17 protein-coding genes are annotated in these 17,098 nt (G+C 71.9%); 3 read left to right on the forward strand and 14 right to left on the reverse strand.

Annotated features, from left to right (window positions below; translation table 11 throughout):
- Window positions 1–2: 2 nt before the first annotated feature.
- The 6 genes from ACFFHU_RS13045 to ACFFHU_RS13070 all read right to left on the reverse strand — a co-directional run bounded on the left by ACFFHU_RS13045 (window position 3) and on the right by ACFFHU_RS13070 (window position 5,758).
- Window positions 3–749: an SDR family NAD(P)-dependent oxidoreductase gene (locus tag ACFFHU_RS13045; protein ID WP_377338570.1), complete on the reverse strand. Its 747-nt coding sequence runs from the start codon at window positions 747–749 to the stop codon at window positions 3–5.
- A gap of 93 nt (window positions 750–842) precedes the next feature.
- Entirely contained in the window at window positions 843–2,000 is a 1,158-nt protein-coding gene (locus ACFFHU_RS13050) for a branched-chain amino acid ABC transporter permease (protein WP_377338572.1), read from the reverse strand.
- Entirely contained in the window at window positions 1,997–2,887 is an 891-nt protein-coding gene (locus ACFFHU_RS13055) for a branched-chain amino acid ABC transporter permease (RefSeq protein WP_377338574.1), read from the reverse strand. Before ACFFHU_RS13055 ends, ACFFHU_RS13050 begins: the two co-directional genes overlap by 4 nt.
- Window positions 2,884–3,690, reverse strand: coding sequence for an ABC transporter ATP-binding protein (locus ACFFHU_RS13060; protein ID WP_377338576.1), 807 nt, complete (start codon window positions 3,688–3,690; stop codon window positions 2,884–2,886). The genes ACFFHU_RS13055 and ACFFHU_RS13060 overlap by 4 nt, the downstream gene beginning before the upstream one ends.
- Before the next feature lie 114 nt (window positions 3,691–3,804).
- Window positions 3,805–4,545, reverse strand: coding sequence for an ABC transporter ATP-binding protein (locus tag ACFFHU_RS13065; RefSeq protein WP_377338601.1), 741 nt, complete (start codon window positions 4,543–4,545; stop codon window positions 3,805–3,807).
- Window positions 4,546–4,561: 16 nt separating this feature from the next.
- Window positions 4,562–5,758 (reverse strand): substrate-binding domain-containing protein, encoded by a 1,197-nt coding sequence (locus tag ACFFHU_RS13070; protein ID WP_377338578.1) that lies wholly within the window; start codon window positions 5,756–5,758, stop codon window positions 4,562–4,564.
- A 423-nt stretch (window positions 5,759–6,181) separates the two neighbouring features.
- Between ACFFHU_RS13070 and ACFFHU_RS13075 the strand changes: the two genes are divergently transcribed.
- Together ACFFHU_RS13075 and ACFFHU_RS13080 are read left to right on the forward strand one after the other, a co-directional pair.
- Window positions 6,182–6,736, forward strand: a complete 555-nt coding sequence (locus ACFFHU_RS13075) for an RNA polymerase sigma factor (protein WP_377338580.1) — start codon at window positions 6,182–6,184, stop codon at window positions 6,734–6,736.
- The gene (locus ACFFHU_RS13080) at window positions 6,733–7,824 is read left to right on the forward strand and encodes a CU044_5270 family protein (RefSeq protein ID WP_377338582.1); all 1,092 of its coding nucleotides are present in this window, start codon (window positions 6,733–6,735) and stop codon (window positions 7,822–7,824) included. The genes ACFFHU_RS13075 and ACFFHU_RS13080 overlap by 4 nt, the downstream gene beginning before the upstream one ends.
- Window positions 7,825–8,027: 203 nt before the next feature.
- Here the strand turns inward: ACFFHU_RS13080 and ACFFHU_RS13085 are convergent, their stop codons facing one another.
- The 3 genes from ACFFHU_RS13085 to ACFFHU_RS13095 are packed head-to-tail and all read right to left on the reverse strand — an operon-like array spanning window position 8,028 to window position 11,781.
- On the reverse strand, window positions 8,028–8,885 hold the full coding sequence (locus tag ACFFHU_RS13085) for a sugar ABC transporter permease (protein WP_377338584.1): 858 nt from the start codon (window positions 8,883–8,885) through the stop codon (window positions 8,028–8,030).
- Complete coding sequence (locus tag ACFFHU_RS13090) at window positions 8,882–10,525, reverse strand: ABC transporter permease subunit (RefSeq protein WP_377338585.1); 1,644 nt, start codon at window positions 10,523–10,525, stop codon at window positions 8,882–8,884. The genes ACFFHU_RS13085 and ACFFHU_RS13090 overlap by 4 nt, the downstream gene beginning before the upstream one ends.
- Before the next feature lie 8 nt (window positions 10,526–10,533).
- Window positions 10,534–11,781, reverse strand: a complete 1,248-nt coding sequence (locus ACFFHU_RS13095; protein ID WP_377338587.1) for a sugar ABC transporter substrate-binding protein — start codon at window positions 11,779–11,781, stop codon at window positions 10,534–10,536.
- A 174-nt stretch (window positions 11,782–11,955) separates the two neighbouring features.
- On the opposite strand from ACFFHU_RS13095, the gene ACFFHU_RS13100 reads away from it, so the two are divergent.
- The gene (locus ACFFHU_RS13100) at window positions 11,956–13,071 is read left to right on the forward strand and encodes a LacI family DNA-binding transcriptional regulator (RefSeq protein WP_377338589.1); all 1,116 of its coding nucleotides are present in this window, start codon (window positions 11,956–11,958) and stop codon (window positions 13,069–13,071) included.
- A gap of 447 nt (window positions 13,072–13,518) precedes the next feature.
- Here ACFFHU_RS13100 and ACFFHU_RS13105 read toward each other — a convergent pair whose 3' ends face one another.
- The 5 genes from ACFFHU_RS13105 to ACFFHU_RS13125 all read right to left on the reverse strand — a co-directional run.
- Window positions 13,519–13,971 carry a hypothetical protein gene (locus ACFFHU_RS13105; protein WP_377338591.1) on the reverse strand — a complete coding sequence of 151 codons (453 nt, stop codon included), beginning with the start codon at window positions 13,969–13,971 and terminating at the stop codon, window positions 13,519–13,521.
- 80 nt (window positions 13,972–14,051) lie between these two features.
- Window positions 14,052–15,023, reverse strand: a complete 972-nt coding sequence (locus ACFFHU_RS13110; RefSeq protein ID WP_377338593.1) for a YihY/virulence factor BrkB family protein — start codon at window positions 15,021–15,023, stop codon at window positions 14,052–14,054.
- Between the two features lie 41 nt (window positions 15,024–15,064).
- Window positions 15,065–15,628 (reverse strand): 2'-5' RNA ligase family protein, encoded by a 564-nt coding sequence (locus ACFFHU_RS13115; RefSeq protein WP_377338595.1) that lies wholly within the window; start codon window positions 15,626–15,628, stop codon window positions 15,065–15,067.
- Window positions 15,629–15,685: 57 nt separating this feature from the next.
- Complete coding sequence (gene trpS, locus ACFFHU_RS13120) at window positions 15,686–16,711, reverse strand: tryptophan--tRNA ligase (protein ID WP_377338597.1); 1,026 nt, start codon at window positions 16,709–16,711, stop codon at window positions 15,686–15,688.
- A 67-nt stretch (window positions 16,712–16,778) separates the two neighbouring features.
- Window positions 16,779–17,098 (reverse strand): hypothetical protein (locus ACFFHU_RS13125; RefSeq protein WP_377338599.1); only part of this gene is annotated, 320 nt, incomplete at its 5' end.

The raw sequence follows: 17,098 nt of genomic DNA on the forward strand, positions 1-17,098 counted from the left end.
CGTCAGCGGCCCAGGACGGAGCCGCCGTTGACGCCGAGCACCTGCCCGGTGACGTACCCGGAATGCGGGCCGGTGAGGTACCTCACGGCCGCGGCGATGTCGTCCGGGGTGCCGGCCCGGCCCACCACGGTGGCGTCCACCCGGCTGGCGTGGCCCGCAGGCGTCATCCGGTCGCCGAAGAACTCGGTGTCGGCCACGTACCCCGGGCTGATCACGTTGGCGGTGATCCCCTCCGGGCCGAACTCCCGGGCCAGGTCGTACATCCAGCCGTGCAGGGCCGCCTTGGCCGCCGAATACGGCCCGCCGCCGCCGCGCTGGGCCGCGATCGAGCTGAGCAGGATGACCCGGCCGCCGGGCCGGCGCAGCGCCGGGCGCAGCGCCTCGGTGAGCAGGACCGCGGTGAGCACGTTCGCGTCGAAGTTGGCCCGCCACACCGCGGCCAGGCCGGTCAGGTCGGCGGTGTCGCCGCCGCGGTACCCGCCCGCGTTGTTCACCAGCACGTCCACCGCCCGGTCACCGACCGCGTCGACCACCCGGGGCACGGCCGCCGGATCGGCCAGGTCGGCCACCAGCGGGGTGACCGCGTCCGGCCGCCCACACCCGGCCCCGATCGCCTCGGCCGCCGAGTCGAGCACCTCGGCGCGCCGCCCGATGACCAGTACGTCGTACCCGTCCTCGGCCAGCACCCGCGCGGTGGCCGCCCCAATCCCGGTCCCGCCCCCACTGACAACCGCAACCCGCTCCCCCATGCCCGCCCTCTCCCGGAGCCCGAAGGAAGGGCCCCTTGTTATCGCTTTCTGTATAGGAAGGGGCCCTTCCTAACACATCTGCGGGCGGCGCGATCAACCACGGGGCGGGAGGCGGGGCGGGAGGGTGCGGCGGAGCGGGGCGAGGCGGCGGGAGAGGGCGGCGAGGCCGCCGGGGAAGAAGTAGACGGCCAGGATGAACAGGGTGCCCAGGATGAACAGCGGCTGCGACAGCGGACCGCGCAGCACGCCGGGCAGCGACGCCACCGACGACGACCGGCCCAGCGCGGTGAGCCGGTAGTCGAGGTACATGTACAGCATGCCGCCCAGCACCGGTCCCCAGCGCGTTCCGGGGCCGCCGAGGACGACCATCACCAGCAGCGACAGGGTCAGCTCCGACGAGGTCACGTGCGGCGACGCCCCGCCGACCAGCAGGCAGTAGACCACCCCGCCGGCCGTGGCCAGGGCGCCGGCCAGGGTGAAGGCCAGCAGCTTGAAGCGGTACGGGTCGAGGCCCAGCACGGCCACCCGCCGCTCGTCGTCGCGCAGCCCGGCCAACACCCGCCCGGTGGGCGAGCCGGAGACCCGGTGCACCACGAAGACCACCAGGACCAGGTACGCCAGCGCCAGCCAGTACAGGTTGGCGGTGTTGGCCACCCCAACGAGCACGCCCGGCAGCCCCGACACGGAGAGCGGCAGGCCCTCCTCGCCGCCGGTCAGCCCGCCGAAGTCCCGGGCCACCAGGATCGCCCCCACCTGCGCGAAGGCCAGCGTCACCATGGCGAACGCGATCCCCACGGTACGCAGCGCGACCGCGCCCAGCAGCGCGGCCAGCACCGTGCCGCCGACCACCGCGAACAGCGCCGCCTGCCACAGCGGCAGCCCGGCCCGGGTGACCAGGATGTCGGTGCCGTACACCCCGGCCGCGAAATAGAGCGCGTGCCCGAACGACAGCAGGCCGGTCCGGCCGTACAGCAGGTCGTAGCCGGCCGCCAGCCCGCCGAAGACCAGGCAGATGGCCAGCAGTTGCAGGCTGCCGGGAGCGTTGATCGGGCCGTCGAACACCCCCGGCAGATCCACGGTGGAGTACGGCAGGATGGCGAACGCCGCCAGCGCCAGCAGCGGCAGCCACGGGCGTACCGCGGCCAGCCGGCCGGGCCGGCGCGGTTCCAGCTCGGCGGGCACCTCAGCGGGTACCCGTTCCGGGCCGTCCGGGCGGCTCTGCGACACCTCCGCCGCGCTCACCTCGGTCATGCGGTGGCCACCTTTCCGGCGATGCCCTGCGGGCGGAACAGCAGCACCAGCGCGAGCAGCGCCACGACGCAGACGTCGCCCGCGCCCGCCGTCCCGTAGTAGTTGACGAACTGCTGCAGCAGCCCCACCGCCACGGCGGCGTACGCCGAGCCCACCACCGAGCCCATCCCGCCGATCACCACCACGATGAACGCGAAGATCAGCAGCGAGCCGCCCTGGCCCGGCGACACCGATCCGAAGTAGACCCCGCCGAGCGCCCCGGCCAGCGCCGCGGCCGCCCCGCCGATGGCGAACACCAGGGTGAACGCCCGCCGTACGTCGATGCCGAGCGCCGTCACCATCTCCCGGTTCTCCACGCCGGCCCGGATCACCAACCCGTAGCGGGTGCGGCGGAGGAAGACCAGCAGGGCCACCAGCACCACCCCGGCCGCGGCGACCAGCAGCAGACCGGAGTTCGGCACGTTGGCGCCGAGCACCCCGGTCACCCCCCGCGTCCACCTCGGCCGCGGGAACGTCCGGGCGTCGGCGCCCCAGGCCGCCTGCAGCAGCGCCACCCCGGCCAGCGACAACCCGACGGTGACCAGCACCTGCTCGATGGGCCGGGCGTACAGCGGCCGGATCAGCACCAGCTCCACCAGCGCGCCGACCAGCGCGCCGGCCAGCACTCCAAACGCGACCGCCAGCACGAAGCCGGGGCCGCCGGCCGAGGCGCCGGGCAGATGCCCGGCGGCCCACCAGGTCGCGTACGCCCCGGCCGACAGGAACAGGCCGTGCGCGAAGTTCAGCACGTCGGCCAGGCCGAACACCAGGGACAGCCCGGACGCCACCAGGAAATACAGCGCCGAGAGGCCCAACCCGGTCAGGGTCAGCAGCACGATCGTGCTCATACCGTCTCCACCTCGTCTTCGGCGCCGGCCGAGGGATGCGCGCCGGCCGTCGGGTGCACGTCGGCCCTTGGGTGCGCGCCGGGGGTCGGATGGGCGCCGACGCCGAGCAGCGACCGCGTCAGCTCCGCCTCCCGCAGCAGCTCACCGGCGCTCCCGGTCCAGGCCACCCGACCGGCCGCGAGCACCACGGCGTCCGCGGCGAGCCGCCGGACCACCGCCAGGTTCTGCTCCACCAGGAGTACGGGGACCCGCTCGGCGACCCGCTCCAGCGCCTCGGCCACCTCGGTGACCACCTTCGGGGCCAGCCCCTTGGTCGGCTCGTCGACGAGCAGCAGCCGGCTGTCCCGCAGCAGCACCCGGCCGATCGACAGCATCTGCTGCTGCCCGCCGGAAAGCGAGCCGGCCCGCTGCCGCCCCCGCCGGGAAAGCTCCGGGAACAGCTCGTACACCCGGTCGTACGCCGGTCGGGCGCCGCGCGGTTCGGCCAACCGCAGGTTCTCCGCGACGGTGAGCCCGGCGAACACGTCCCGGTCCTCGGGGACGTACCCGAGACCGTCGCGGACCAGGCGGTGGGTCGGCTGGCCGAGCAGCATGCGCGGCCCGGAGCGGACGGTTCCGCGGACCTCGCCGCCGCGCGGAGTGAGCCCCAGGATGGCGCGCAGCGTGGTGGTCTTGCCCACGCCGTTGCGCCCGAGCAGCACGGTCACCCCGCTGGGGGCCACGGTGAACGAGACGCCCTGCAGGATGTGCAGCCCGGCGATCCGCACCGACAGATCCTCGACGGTCAGGACGGGATCGCTCACCGCAATTCCTTTCGTTCGCGCTGCGGGGCTGGCAAACCCGGCCAGCTCCTCGGGCTCACAGCGATACCTTTCGTTCGCGCTGCGGGGCTGGCAAACCCGGCCAGCTCCTCGCGCTCACAGTTGCTCCCCCAGGTAGGCCTCCTGGACGGTGGGGTTGGCCATCACGGTCTGCGGGGTGTCGCAGGCCAGCAGCGCGCCGTGGTGCAGCACCGCGATCCGGTCGGCCAGCTGGAGGATCACGTCCATGTGGTGTTCGACCATCAGCACCGACCGGCCGGCGCCGGTCAGCGACCGGATCACCTCGACCAGCTCCGGCACGTCCTCGGCGCTCACCCCGGCCATCGGCTCGTCGAGCAGCAGCACCCGGGGCTCGCCGGCCAGCAGCAGCGCGATCTCCAGCTTGCGCTTCTCGCCGTGCGCGAGCGTGCCGGCCAACGCGTCGCCGCGGTGCGCCAGGCCCACCCGGTCCAGCGCCGCGTCGGCGGCCGCCACCACCTCCCGGTCGGCGGCGGCCCGGCGCCACAGCCGCATCGATCCGCCCCGGTACGCCTGGACGGCGAGCCGCACGTTCTCCCGTACCGGAAGCGAGCCGAACACCGACGAGGCCTGGAAGGTGCGGCCCAGGCCGAGCCGGGCGCGACGGTACGGCGGCAGCGCGGCCACGTCCCGGTCGCCCAGCAGGATCCGCCCACCGGACGGCCGGCGTACCCCGGTGATCAGGTTGAACAGCGAGGTCTTGCCCGCGCCGTTCGGTCCGATCATGCCGAGGAACTCGCCGGCCGCCAGCTCGAAGGTGACCTCGTCCACGATGGCCACCTCGCCGATCCGCCAGCTCAGCGCGTGCGCCGCGAGCACCGGAGCGGACACCCGGTCAGCCCTTCATGCTTGCGACCGGGGGCGCGCACTCGTCCGGCGCCAGGGCCTTGACCAGCTGCGTGCTGTACGACGTACCGGATCCGGAGAGCTTGACCTGGAACATCGGCTGCAGCAGCGCGTGGTCCTCGGCCCGGACGGTCATCTTGCCCTTCACCCCGTCGAAGCTCCAGCCCTCGAGACCCTTGATCATCTTGTCGACGTCGTCGCCCTGCTCGATCGCGTGCACCACCATCTGGGCGGCCGCGAAACCGTCCGGGTGGAACAGGTCGAGCGTCCCGCCCGGCACGGCGGCCTTGGCGGCCTTGGCCGCGTCGTTGTCGCTGGCCCCGTCGAAGTAGTGCGCCAGGAAGGAGATCTTGCTGCCGGCCGCGCCGAAGGTCGGCCACGAGGCCCGGATGTCCAGGCCGGTCACCACGGTGGTGGAGCTGAGCACGCCCTGCTGGTCGAGGGTCTGCCACATGGCCGGCGCGGTGGTGCCGGCCCAGGCCACGAAGAGCAGGTCCGGCTTGGCGGACTTGAGCTGGGTGGCGAACGGGGTGAAATCGGTGGCGCTGGCGGGGGCCAGCACGCTGCTCACGGTCGCGCCGGCCGGGCCGATGACCGCCTTGACGGCCGCCTCGTTGGCCTTGCCGAACGCGCTGTCCTGGCCGAAGACCACGACCTTCTTGCCGGCCGCGTCCCCGATGAACGACTTCGCGGTCAGCACGTCCTGGTAGGACTGCCGGCCGGAGCGGAATGTGTACCGGTTGATCCCGGTGACCGCGTCGGTGGCGGCCGGCCCGGAGATGAACAGCACCTTGTTCTGGGCGGCGATCGGCGCGACCTGGAGCGCTACCCCGGAGGCGGTGGAGCCGCCCAGGATCTTGTAGCCCTTGCCGATCAGGTCCTTGGCCGCCGATACCGCCTTGGCCGGGTCACCCGCGTCGTCCACCTCGGTGACCTCGACGGACCGGTTCCCGACCTTGTTGCTGCCCTTGGTCGCGTAGGACAGGCCGGCCTTGAACCCTTCGATGTACTGCTTGCCGTAGCTGGCCAGGGCTCCCGACTGGGAGTAGACCAACCCGACCTTGACCGGCGCGTTGGCGTCGCCGTTGGCGGTGTCCTGCGGGCTGCCGCAGGCCGTCGCGACCAGCGCGGTGGCCAGCAGGCCGGCGGCGGTGACGAATGCCCGCCGCGTCGTACGGACCGTCATTGTCGCTCTCCGGGGGCTCGGGGGGATGCTCGTTGACGGCTCACGCTAGAAGTGACGTCACGCACGAGCTATGTGGTCGAAACCCACAAGTAACAGTGAACGGATGGCCGTGACATACAGCGGCGGCCGGGTCACGGAAAGGTCACGATGGTTGCCGTCGCGCGCCGGTCCGGCCGATGTGTCGGCCGCACCCACCGTCGGCCCGATGCCCCCGCCGCCCGATGCGCCCGCTGCCCGGCGGCGTCCCGATGGGCCCGCTGCCCGGCGGCGGCCCGATGGGCTCGCTGCCCGGCGGCGGCCCGATGGGCCGGTGTCGGCCCGATGGGCCGGCGTCGGTCCGTGCCGAGCGGGGACGAGCCGTGAAGCCCCATGGGGCCTGCGGGCACTAAGAACCGTGATTAACCAATGGAACCGCCCATGGCGATGATCCAACGGAGAGACGCGCCCACCGACCGGTTCACGGATCTCTTCGACGCACACTACGGCGAGATCTACCGGTATGTGGCCGGCCGGTTGAGCGCGTCCCACGCCGACGACCTCGCTGCCGAGACGTTCCTGGTGGCGTTCCGGGACCGGGCCAAGCTGAGGGATGCCGGACAGGTACGCGCCTGGCTCTACGGCATCGCCACCAACCTGGTCCGCCGGCACCAGCGGGACGAGGAGCGCCGCTACCGGGCCCTGGCCCGCGTCGGCGCCCCCGCCGAGCCGGCCGAGAACGACCACGAGCGGATCATCTCGCGGGTGGCGGCCGGCGGCATCCACCGTGAACTGGCCGCAGCCCTGCGGGATCTCAAACCGGCCGACCGGGACGTGCTCCTCCTCGTGGCCCTCGCCGACCTCAACTATCCGGAGGTGGCCGTCGCCCTGGGCATCCCGGAGGGCACCGTGGCCTCCCGCCTGAACCGCGCCCGCAAGACCGTACGCGCCGCGTTGGGCGGCGTGGACCCTACCCGTGACATCTCAGGAGTCCCCCGATGAACGAAGACCTCCAGCTCGTTCGCGAACTGCTCGACACGCCAGGACCAACCGCGCAGGCGACGTTCCAGGCCCGGAACAAGCTCACCACGGCCATCCAGGGGCGCCCGAGTCGCCGTACGCTCCGCCCTGCTCTCGCCGGAGCCGGCGCCATCGTCACCGCGACGGCCGCCGTGCTGGCGTTCTCGCTGGCGCAGCCGGACGCGGGAACCCGTGGTCCCGGCGGTGGCACCGCCACCCAGGCAAGGCAACTGGGCGCGCAGGACTTCCTGCTGGCCGCCGCCACCACGGCCGGTACGCAGAAGGCGGGCAGGTACTGGCACACCGAGGCCGTCGTGATGCACGGCCCGGTCCACGTCCAGGGCTACGACCTCGCCGAGCGGGCAATCGTCGGGTACTGGCTCGCCAAGGATCCGCAGGACGCCAGCTGGATCGGCCAGCGGGACCTCGGCTACCGCCCGTTCTCCCAGGAGGACGCGCGGAAGTGGGTGGCCGCCGGCAAGCCCACCAACTGGACGGTGACGTCGGACGACGCAGCCGGTCACCGCACCCTCCGCGCGGCCCCGGGCAAGGCCACGTTGAGCAAACTGCCCGCCTCGATGTTCCTGCAGAGCCTGGGCGGCTTCAACGCGGCCGAGGTGAACGCGCTGCCGACCGACCCGGCCCGGCTGGCGAAGCTGTTCCAGGACCGGATCGTCCAGCGCGCCTCGGCCGCGCTGCCGGGCACACCCGCCGGGGACGCGAACCTCTTCCAGGCGATGACCGATCTGCTCGTGCAGGTGCCCGCGCCGCCCGCCGTGCGCGCCACGGCGTTCAAGGTGATCGCCGGCCTGCCCGGCATCGCCAGCCAGGAACACGTCACCGATGGCGAAGGCCGCGATGGCGTCCGGATCACGTTGCTGCAGCGCGGCGCCGCCGTCGAGGAGGCCAACTCGATCATCCTTGATCCCGCGACCCACGAGATCTTCGCCCGCGGATACCGCGGCCAGGTCGCCGGCGCCGACGCCGGCAAGGCGGTCAAGTCCAACAGCGAGACGTTCCTGAAGACCGAATGGACCGACGCGAGGCCAACCGCGCCCACCCACTCCTGAGCTTCGGCTCACGCCGCGCCGGCCTGTGCCCGCAGGCCGGCGCCGCGTGCTGCCGCCGGACGCCCGGAAGCAGCGCAGTGCGGTGAACGCGACCGCCGTCCGCAGGGCCGGGGCGGGTACGTCCGGGTGGCGCTGCGGGCCAGCCCGTTAAGAAGGGGCCCCTCCTATACCGAAAACGATAAGAAGGGGCCCTTCCTTCCGCCTCAGCCCTTGACGGCGCCGGAGGTGAGACCGGAGACGATGTAGCGCTGGAGGAACTGGAAGACGCCGACCGTCGGGATCGCCGTGAGCAGGGTGGCCGCCGCGAACATGCCGAAGTTGTTGTTCCGTTCGCCGGCCACCATCCCGAACATGCCGACCGCCAGCGTCTTGGAGTTCGTGTTGGTGAGGAACACGTTGGCGATCAGGAACTCGTTGATGGTGCTGATGAACGCCAGCAGGCCGGCCACCGCGAGGATGGGCGCCAGCAGCGGCATCATGATCCGGAAGAACACCTGCACGTGCGACGCGCCGTCCATGGTGGCCGACTCGTCCAGCTCCCGGGGCAGCGTGTCGAAGAAGCCCTTGACGAGCCAGGTGTTCACCCCGAGCGCGCCGCCGAGATAGAGCAGGACCAGGCTCCACGGGGTGTTGAAGCCGACGGACGGCCACAACTCGGTGATCCGCTCGAACACGATGAAGATCGCCACGATGGCCAGGAACTGCGGGAACATCTGGATCAGCAGCAGCGACAGCAGCCCCACCCGCCGGCCGCGGAACCGCATCCGGGAGAACGCGTACGCGGCCAGCACCGAGAGGAACACCGAACAGACGGCCGCGAGCAGCGCGATCAGCACCGAGTTGCCGAACCAGTGCGCGAACGCGCCGCCCTGGTAGCGGAACAGGTTGCCGAAATTCTCCATCGAGAACCCCTGCGTCGGCACCAGCGACGTGGAGTTGAGCGTCCCCTGCGGGTTCACCGCGGCCGACACCACGAACAGGATGGGGAACAGCCCGAAGGCCAACGCCAGGAGGGCCACCAGATGCCGCCAACCGACCCGGACGAACCACCGACCGCTCACGCGTACACCTCCTCCTGCCGGCGGGTCCGCCGGAAGCTGACCGCGCTGATGACCGCCACCAGGGCGAAGATGAAGATCGACACCGCGGCGGCGTAGCCGTACTGCGCGCCCTGCGCCCCGAACGCCAGCCGATAGGTGTACGTGATCAGCAGGTCGGTCGCGCCCACCGTCGGATTGTCCGGCGGGAACGGGCCACCCTCGCTGGTCAGATAGATGGCGTTGAAGTTGTTGAAGTTGAAGGCGAACGACGAGATCAGCAGCGGCGAGAGCGCCACCAGCAGCAGCGGCAGGGTGACCCGCTTGAACGACTGCCACGGGGTGGCGCCATCCACGCTGGACGCCTCGGTCAGCTCCCGGGGGATGGCCTGCAGCGCGCCGGTCGCCACCAGAAACATGTACGGGTAGCCCAGCCACAGCTGCACCAGGATGACCGCGATCCGGGCGGTGAGGTTGCCACCGAACCAGTCGACGTCGATCCCGAACATGTTGTTGATCAGGCCGAAGTCGCGGTTGAACATGTCCCGCCAGACCAGCAGCATCGCGAACGACGGCATGGCGTACGGCAGGATCAGCAGCACCCGGTACAGGTTGCGGCCGCGGATCCGGGGCGAGTTGAGGGCGAGCGCGCAGATCATCCCGAGCACGAACGTGCCGCCGGTGGAGCCGAGGGCGAAGATGAGGTTCCAGACCAGCGCGCTGAGGAACGGGCCGGAGACTTCTCTGTCGGTCACCACCCGGGTGAAGTTGCTCAGCCCCACGCTGACCTTCCAGCCCTGGGCCAGCCGCTCACCGTCGCCGGCCACGAAGGAGCCGGTCCGCTGGTCGGCCACCCACGTCTTGCCGGTGGCCGCCTCCCGGATGCAGTCGCAGGCCACGTCGTACGCCCGGCTCGCCTTGCCCTCGTACGCCCGGGACAGGCCGGCCGACCGGATGGCGCCGCCGGCGGTCGGCACGGCGAGGCTGGTGATCTCCTTGCTGCGGGCGCTGGCCTGGCCGAAGTTCAGCACCGTGTAGCCCTTGGCCGCGGTGACCTTGCCGCCCGGTGTCACGGTGACGTCGCCGGCGTCGAGCGGGCGCAGCCCGCCGGCGTCGCCGGCCGAGACCTTGCCGCTGGCCGGGTCCCTGATCAGGAAGGCCAGCGGGCCGGTGGCCGGGTCTCCAGTGGTGGCGACCGAGAGGGCGTACTCGGTCGAGCCGGGCACCTGCACCACCGAGGCGGTCTGGATGGCGGTGATCGCGTCCTGCTGGCTGCCGCGGTGCCCGTCGCCGAAGTTGGTGAACGCGGTGCTCACGGTGAGCAGCACCGGCAGGATCTGGAAGGCCACCAGGAACAGGGTGCCCGGCACCAGGTACTTGGCCGGCAGGTGCCGCGGGGTGAGGTAGAGGTAGAACAGTCCGGCGGTGACGGCCACCAGGATGGCCAGGCCGATCCAGGCGTGCGCGTCGACCAGCGGGAAGGCCGCCCAGATCGCGATGCCGGCGCAGAGGCCGAGGAGCAGGATCTTGACGGCGAGGCCGGTGGCGGTCACCGGTGCCGAGGTACGTCGGTGCTGCCGCTTCTGCTCGGGCCGGCCGTCCGGGGCCGGCCCCCGGTGCGGGTCCCGCGTGGCGGGACCCGCACCGGAGAGCCCGGTGCTCATCGGGCGGACTACTTGATCTGCTTGGCGATCGTGTTGCCGGCGGCGGTGACCGTCCTGGCCGGATCCTGACCGGCGATCACCGCGGACTCGGCCTTGCCGAACGGGTCCCAGATGGCCGCCATCGCGGGGATGGCCGGCAGGACCTGGCCGTTCTTGCCGGCCTGGGCGAACTTCTCCAGGTCCGGGTCGCTGCCCTTGACCTGGTCGAACGCGGCGGTCAGCGCCGGCGGCCGGGGCTCGGCCTGATAGAGCGCGACGGCCAGGTCCGGCGTGGTGACGTAGTTGGTGACGAACTCCTGGGCCAGCGCCTTGTTCTTGCCCTTGGCCGCCACGTAGAAGGCCTGCACCCCGACGAACGGCTGCGCCTCCTTGCCACCGGCGAAGCCGGGGACCGGGGAGATGTCGTACTTGATGCCGGCCTTCTTGGCGTCCGAGATGGCCCACGGGCCGGAGACCAGGAAGGCGCACTTCTTGGCGGTGAAGGTGGAGATCGAGTTGGCGTCGCTGATGGACCGCTTCAGCGCACCGGCACCCTTCTCACCGAGGGTGGCGATCTTCTTGAACGCCGCGATCGACTCGGGCTTGCCGACGCCCAGGTCCTTGGGGTCGTAGTCGCCGTTGGCCGCGGTGCCGAACAGGTAGCCGCCGGCCGAGCTGTAGAACGGGTAGATGTGGTACGCGTCGCCGTTCTGCCCGACCTGCAGGCAGAGGATCTCGCTGGCCTTCTTCTCGCTCTGCAGCTTCTTGCCGGCGCTGACCAGGTCCTCGACCGTCTTCGGCGCCTCGGGCGCCAGGTCGGTGTTGCGGATCAGCGCGAGGTTCTCGGTGGCGTAGGGCACCCCGTACAGCTGGCCGTTGAACGTCACGGCCTTGACGGCGGTCGGGTTGAACCCGCTCTTCTGGTCGGCCGTCAGCTGCACCGGGTCGATGGCGCCGTTCTGCACCAGGTTGCCGATCCAGTCGTGCGCGCCGACCACGACGTCCGGTCCGCCGCCCTGCTGCGCCGCGGTGACGAAGTTGGTCTGCAGGTCCTTCGAGACGGCCTGCACCTGAACGGTCACGCCGTTCTCCTGGCCGAACTTCTCGGCGAACGGCTTGAGGGCGGCGGTACGCTTGTCGTCCGCCCAGATCACCAGCTTGCCGGTGGCGGCCTTGGGGGAATTGGACGCGGCCGGCTTGTCGCTGCCACTGCCGCAGCCCGCGGCGGCCAGCGCCAGGGCAGCAACGGCGGCCACACCCGCGGTACGGATGCGCATCGGGACTCCTGTCGATCATGCCGGGCGCGCAAGACCGCACGACCCGGCGAGGGATGGCGCTCGGGGGTGCGCCGAAGGGTGGTCAGTGCTGCCGGGACGTTAGCAAGACTTTGCAGAAAGTGGAAGGTGTTGCAAGACTATCGGCAAGAAACGGCTCTTGAGTAAGGTGCGGCCATGCGCGCTCGACTGTCGGACATCGCTCAACAAGCCCGGGTGAGCGAGGCAACGGTCTCCCGCGTGCTCAACGACCGCCCAGGGGTGGCCCCCGAGACCCGCCAGGCCGTCCTCACCGCCCTCGACGTGCTCGGCTACGAGCGCCCGGCCCGACTGCGCCAGCGCAGCGCCGGGCTGGTCGGGCTGGTCGTGCCCGAGCTGGAGAACCCGATCTTCCCGGCCTTCGCCCAGATCATCGAGTCGGCGCTGTCCCAGTCCGGTTTCACGCCGGTGCTGTGCACCCAGTCCCCCGGCGGCGTCACCGAGGACGAGTACGTCGAGATGCTGCTGGACCGGCAGGTCTCCGGGATCGTCTTCGTCTCCGGCCTGCACGCCGACACCGCGGCGGACCACGACCGCTACCGGGCGCTGCTCGCCCGGCCGCTGCCGGTCGTGATGATCAACGGGTACGCCCCGGGCATCCCCGCCCCCTTCGTCTCCTGCGACGACCGGGAGGCCGCGGACATCGCCGTGGCCCACCTGGTGGCGCTGGGACACCGCCGGATCGGCCTGATCACCGGCCCGGACCGGTTCGTGCCGGTGCAGCGCAAGGTGGCCGGCTACCGGACCGCCATGAAGCGGCTGCTCGGGCTCGCCGAGCCCGAACTGGACGAGCTGGCCGAGCTGTCACTGTTCGGAGTGGAGGGTGGCGAGGCCGCCGCCGGACGGCTCATCGACCGCGGCGTCACCGGGCTGGTCTGCGGCTCCGACCTGATGGCCCTCGGCGCCGTACGGGCGGCCCGGCAGCGCGGGCTGCGGGTGCCGACCGACGTGTCGGTGGTCGGGTACGACGACTCGCCGCTGATGGCGTTCACCGATCCGCCGCTGACCACCATCCGGCAGCCGGTGATCTCGATGGCCGTGGCCGCCGTCCGGGCGTTGGTCGACGAGATCAACGGGCACGCGGCCCCGCACAGCGAATACGTCTTCCGGCCGGAGCTGGTGGTCCGCGGCTCGACCGCGATCGCGCCGATCCCGACCCGACCCGACCCGGCCGCGGAGCGGCACGGCGGCAACGCCGACCGGTCCGGCCACCTGTCGGCGCCGCAGGCCCCGCTGCCCGCCCCCGCCGGCTGACCCAGCCCCGCCGACCGACGCCGGCCCACCCCCGCCGTGTCGACATACCTCACAGGCATAGATATGACTGCGAGGTATGAGAGTTAGTGGATGTCGCCAGCGTCCGGCTTGCTCGACGTGACCGTGACCGCTGGGTCTTCGCTGCCGGCTCGTTGCGCAAGCCCTGCAGGACTCTTGCAGCGGGTCGCCGGGAACGAATCGAGGCAACTATCGACGCGCCGGAGGTTCGAAGCGGTAAGCGCGGGGTACTCCTGCGTCAGGCCCCCGATCGTCCGGCGTGCACCGGCGCCGCCGGGCGACCGGGCCAAAGACCCCTGTGGTGGGGGGCGATGGTGGCGCCGGTGTTCCGCGCAAGCGGAGCACCGGCGCTCGTCCGTTCCGGCCCGAGGACCGGCACCGCGTCGCGCAGCCCGAGCCGCACCGCACGGCCCGAGCAGCGCGGGCCGCTCAGTCTGGTCGCCGGCCGCCGCCGATCAGCAGCTCCGCGATCCGGGCGAAGCCGGCCCGGATCTCCCCCTCGCCGGGTGGCACGGCGGGTTCCCGGTACGCCGCCCGTTCGGTCCCGGGCGGCTCGGTGTCGGGATCCGCGTCCTCGTAGTCGCCGTACAGATCCGCGTCGTCCTGCTCCGCGACCTCGTCCTCGGCGGCGGCCCGCGCCGCGGCGATCTCCCCGCGGATCTCATCCGCGGAAACGGCGGTGACGAGCGGCTCGACCACGGCCATCAACTGCTCGTCCGCCACCACCGCCTCGGCCAGCGCGAGCGCGTGCGGCCGCTCGTACGGGCCGCAGACCACCGGCTCCCACTCCTCGGCGTCGGTCAGCGGGCCGAAGGTGATGATCCACGGCTGTTCCAGCATCGGCGAGCCGTCCGGTAGCTCCAATGTCACGAGTGCCCCCACGCGCCTCATCATCTCGATCCCACGCCCGTGACCGGAGGCATTTGACCGTATTGCCGTTATCGCCTTTTAGTGCACGGCGCTCAGTCGTCATCCTCGTCGTCGTCCTGGACCGGCCGGTCGGGCAGCCGTTCCGGCGGCATCGAGGCGGGCGGCCCGGTGGGCGGCGGCGCCACCACCTCCGGCGGGCGCCCCCCGGACAGGTCCACGATCCGGCCGTGGCCGCTGGTGGCCGCGATGGCCGCGCCGAACAGCAGCAGCTGGTTGAGCAGGTACAGATAGAGCAGCAACGCCACCGCGCCGGCCACCACCGTGTACGCCGGATTCCGCTCGGTCCGCCCGACCCAGTACCGCCCCACGGTGTTCAGCAGGGTGATCCCGACGGCCACGAACAGGATCGCCGGGCGCAGCCGGCGACGGCTGATCTTGACTCGGGGCACGGCCACCATCATGGCGGTGGCCAGCACCAGGTTGACCAGCACGCTCAGCACCCCGCTGAGGATGGCCAGCCCCACCGAGCCGGTGCTGCTCAGCAGCCAGCGCAGCAGCGACTCCAGCGCGTCGATGGCGGCCAGCGAGGCGCCCAGCATCACGAAGATCCCGAAGAGCACCGCGAGGTCGATGAACCAGCGGACGATGATGTTGCCGGGTTGCTGCTGGAGGCCGTAGATCAACCGCTGGGACGAGCGGATCGCCTCCACCCACCCGACCCCGGTGAAGACCAGGATGATGGCGCCGACCACGCTGGCCGAGCCGCTGCTGCTGAGGATCTGGTTGAGATCGACGAACGGCAGGTTGTCCGCGAGGAACGCGACCACCGCCACCCGCACCCCCGCGCTGTTCTTGATGACCACCCCGAAGATCGAGTACGCCAGCAGGCCCAGCGCGAAGATGGCGAAGAAGCCGTAGTACGCGATGGCGGCCGCCAACCGGCCACCGAGCACGTCCTGATAGCGCATGAGCGCCCGCCAGAAGTGGTCGAACCACAGCGACCGGCGGGACATGGCCTCGATCCGGCGGTCGAACGCGGCCTCGAGCCGGGACAGTAGATCCACGCCACTCATCCTCGCCGATCCACCGGTCAATTCGGCCTAGCTCAGGGCGCGTCCCGGCCGGCGAGCGGGAAGTCCCGCCGCGGCCGCCACCGGGTCTCGCCGCTGTGCGAGAAGAGGGTGAAGCCCTCCACCTCGAACAGCGCGGAGAAGTCCGCGAGCTCCTGATAGACCTTGTCCAGCGCCTCGGGGGCGACGTCCTGAGCCACGGTGACGTGCGGGTGGTAGGGAAACCGCGTCTCGCGGTGCAGCTCCGGCACCGTGCGGATGGCCGCCGAGAGCAGCTCACACTCGCTGATCCCCGCCGCCACCACCACGAAGACCACCTCGGTGATCGGCCGGAACGTTCCCGTTCCGCGCAGGTGCATGGTGAACGGCAGGTGCGCTTCGGCCACGGCCGCAAGGTGGTCCTCCACCCCCGGGAGGCTGACGGCCGGGATCTCCGTCGGACCGAGCAGCGTGACGTGCGCCGGGACGTCCGCGGCCTGCGGGTCACCCGCCTCGGCGCGGCACCGGGTGAGGATCTCGCCCCACGGCTGCGGAACGTCGATCGCGATGCCGATCTGGATCGTCCCGGTCTCGCCGCCGCGCGTACCGTCCGTCACCACCCGCTCCACCCCACCGGCGGCTCGCCGGTCTGCCGTCTGGCCACCGTCGGGCTGCCGCTACGCGGACCGGGCCGGGCCGAGGAAGCCCACCCGCTCGTACGTCGTGCGCAGCGTCGCCGCGGCGACCGCCCGGGCCTTCTCGGCGCCCAGCGCCAGCAACTTGTCCAGCTGCGCCGGGTCCTCCAGGTAGGCCCGGGTGCGCTCCTGGATCGGGCGTACGGCGTCGGCCACCACCGCGGACAGGTCCTTCTTGAGATCCCCGTAGCCCTTGCCCGCGTACGCGCCGACCAGGTCGTCGATGGACCGGCCGGCGAGCGCCGAGTAGATGGTCAGCAGGTTGGCGATGCCCGGCTTGGTCTCGGGATCGAAGATGATCTCCCGGCCGGTGTCGGTGACCGCCGAGCGGATCTTCTTGGCCGACCTCGCCGGGTCGTCCAGCAGGTCGATGATGCCGGCCGGGGAGGAGGCGGACTTCGACATCTTCGCCGTCGGATCCTGCAGGTCGGTGATCTTGGCGGTGTCCCGGATGATGTACGGCTCGGGCACCGTGAAGGTCGTGCCGAACAGCCCGTTGAACCGCTGGGCCAGGTCCCGGGTCAGCTCCAGGTGCTGACGCTGGTCCTCGCCCACCGGGACCGCGTCGGCCTGGTAGAGCAGGATGTCGGCGGCCTGCAGGATCGGGTACGTGAACAGGCCAACGCTGGCCCGCTCGGCCCCCTGCCGGGACGACTTGTCCTTGAACTGGGTCATCCGGCTCGCCTCGCCGAAGCCGGTGATGCAGCTCAGCACCCAGGCCAGCTGCGAGTGCTCGGGAACCTGCGACTGGACGAACAGCGTGCAGCGCTCCGGGTCGAGACCGGCCGCGAGCAGCTGCGCGGCGGCCAGCCGGGTGCGCTGGCGCAGCACCGCCGGGTCGTGACCGGCGGTGATGGCGTGCAGGTCCACCACGCAGTAGAACGCGTCGTGGGTGTCCTGCATGGTCACCCAGTTGCGGATGGCGCCCAGATAGTTGCCGAGGTGGAACGAGTCGGCGGTCGGCTGGATGCCGGATAGGACCCGGGGCCGGGCAACTGCGTCGGGCATGCCGGCATTCTGTCAGCAGAGCCGGCAGCCCGCGACGAGCCCCCCGCCGGAAAGGAAGGGCCCCTTGTTATCGCTTTTTGTATAGCAGGGGTCCCCGCTTAACAGGCGCCGCCTTGACCGGCGCGGGCGCCGGGGCGGACTTGGCCGGCTCGGGCGGCGAAGCGGACTTGGCCGCCGCGGGCGGGCCGGGCGGCGCCGGCGGGACGGGCGCGGCCGGCACGGGCGGCTCGGGGAGCGGGACGGGCGTGGCCGTCGCGGGCGGCTCGGGCAGCCGGGCGGGCGCGGCCGGCTCGGGCGGCTCGGGCGGCTCGGGCGGCTCGGGAAGCCGGGCGGGCTTGGCCGCCGCGGGCGGCGGGGCGGGCGGGCCGGGCGGGGCCGGCGCGGGCC

Origin of the sequence: Plantactinospora siamensis (genome assembly GCF_042434095.1) — a bacterium.
GTDB lineage: Bacteria > Actinomycetota > Actinomycetes > Mycobacteriales > Micromonosporaceae > KBS50.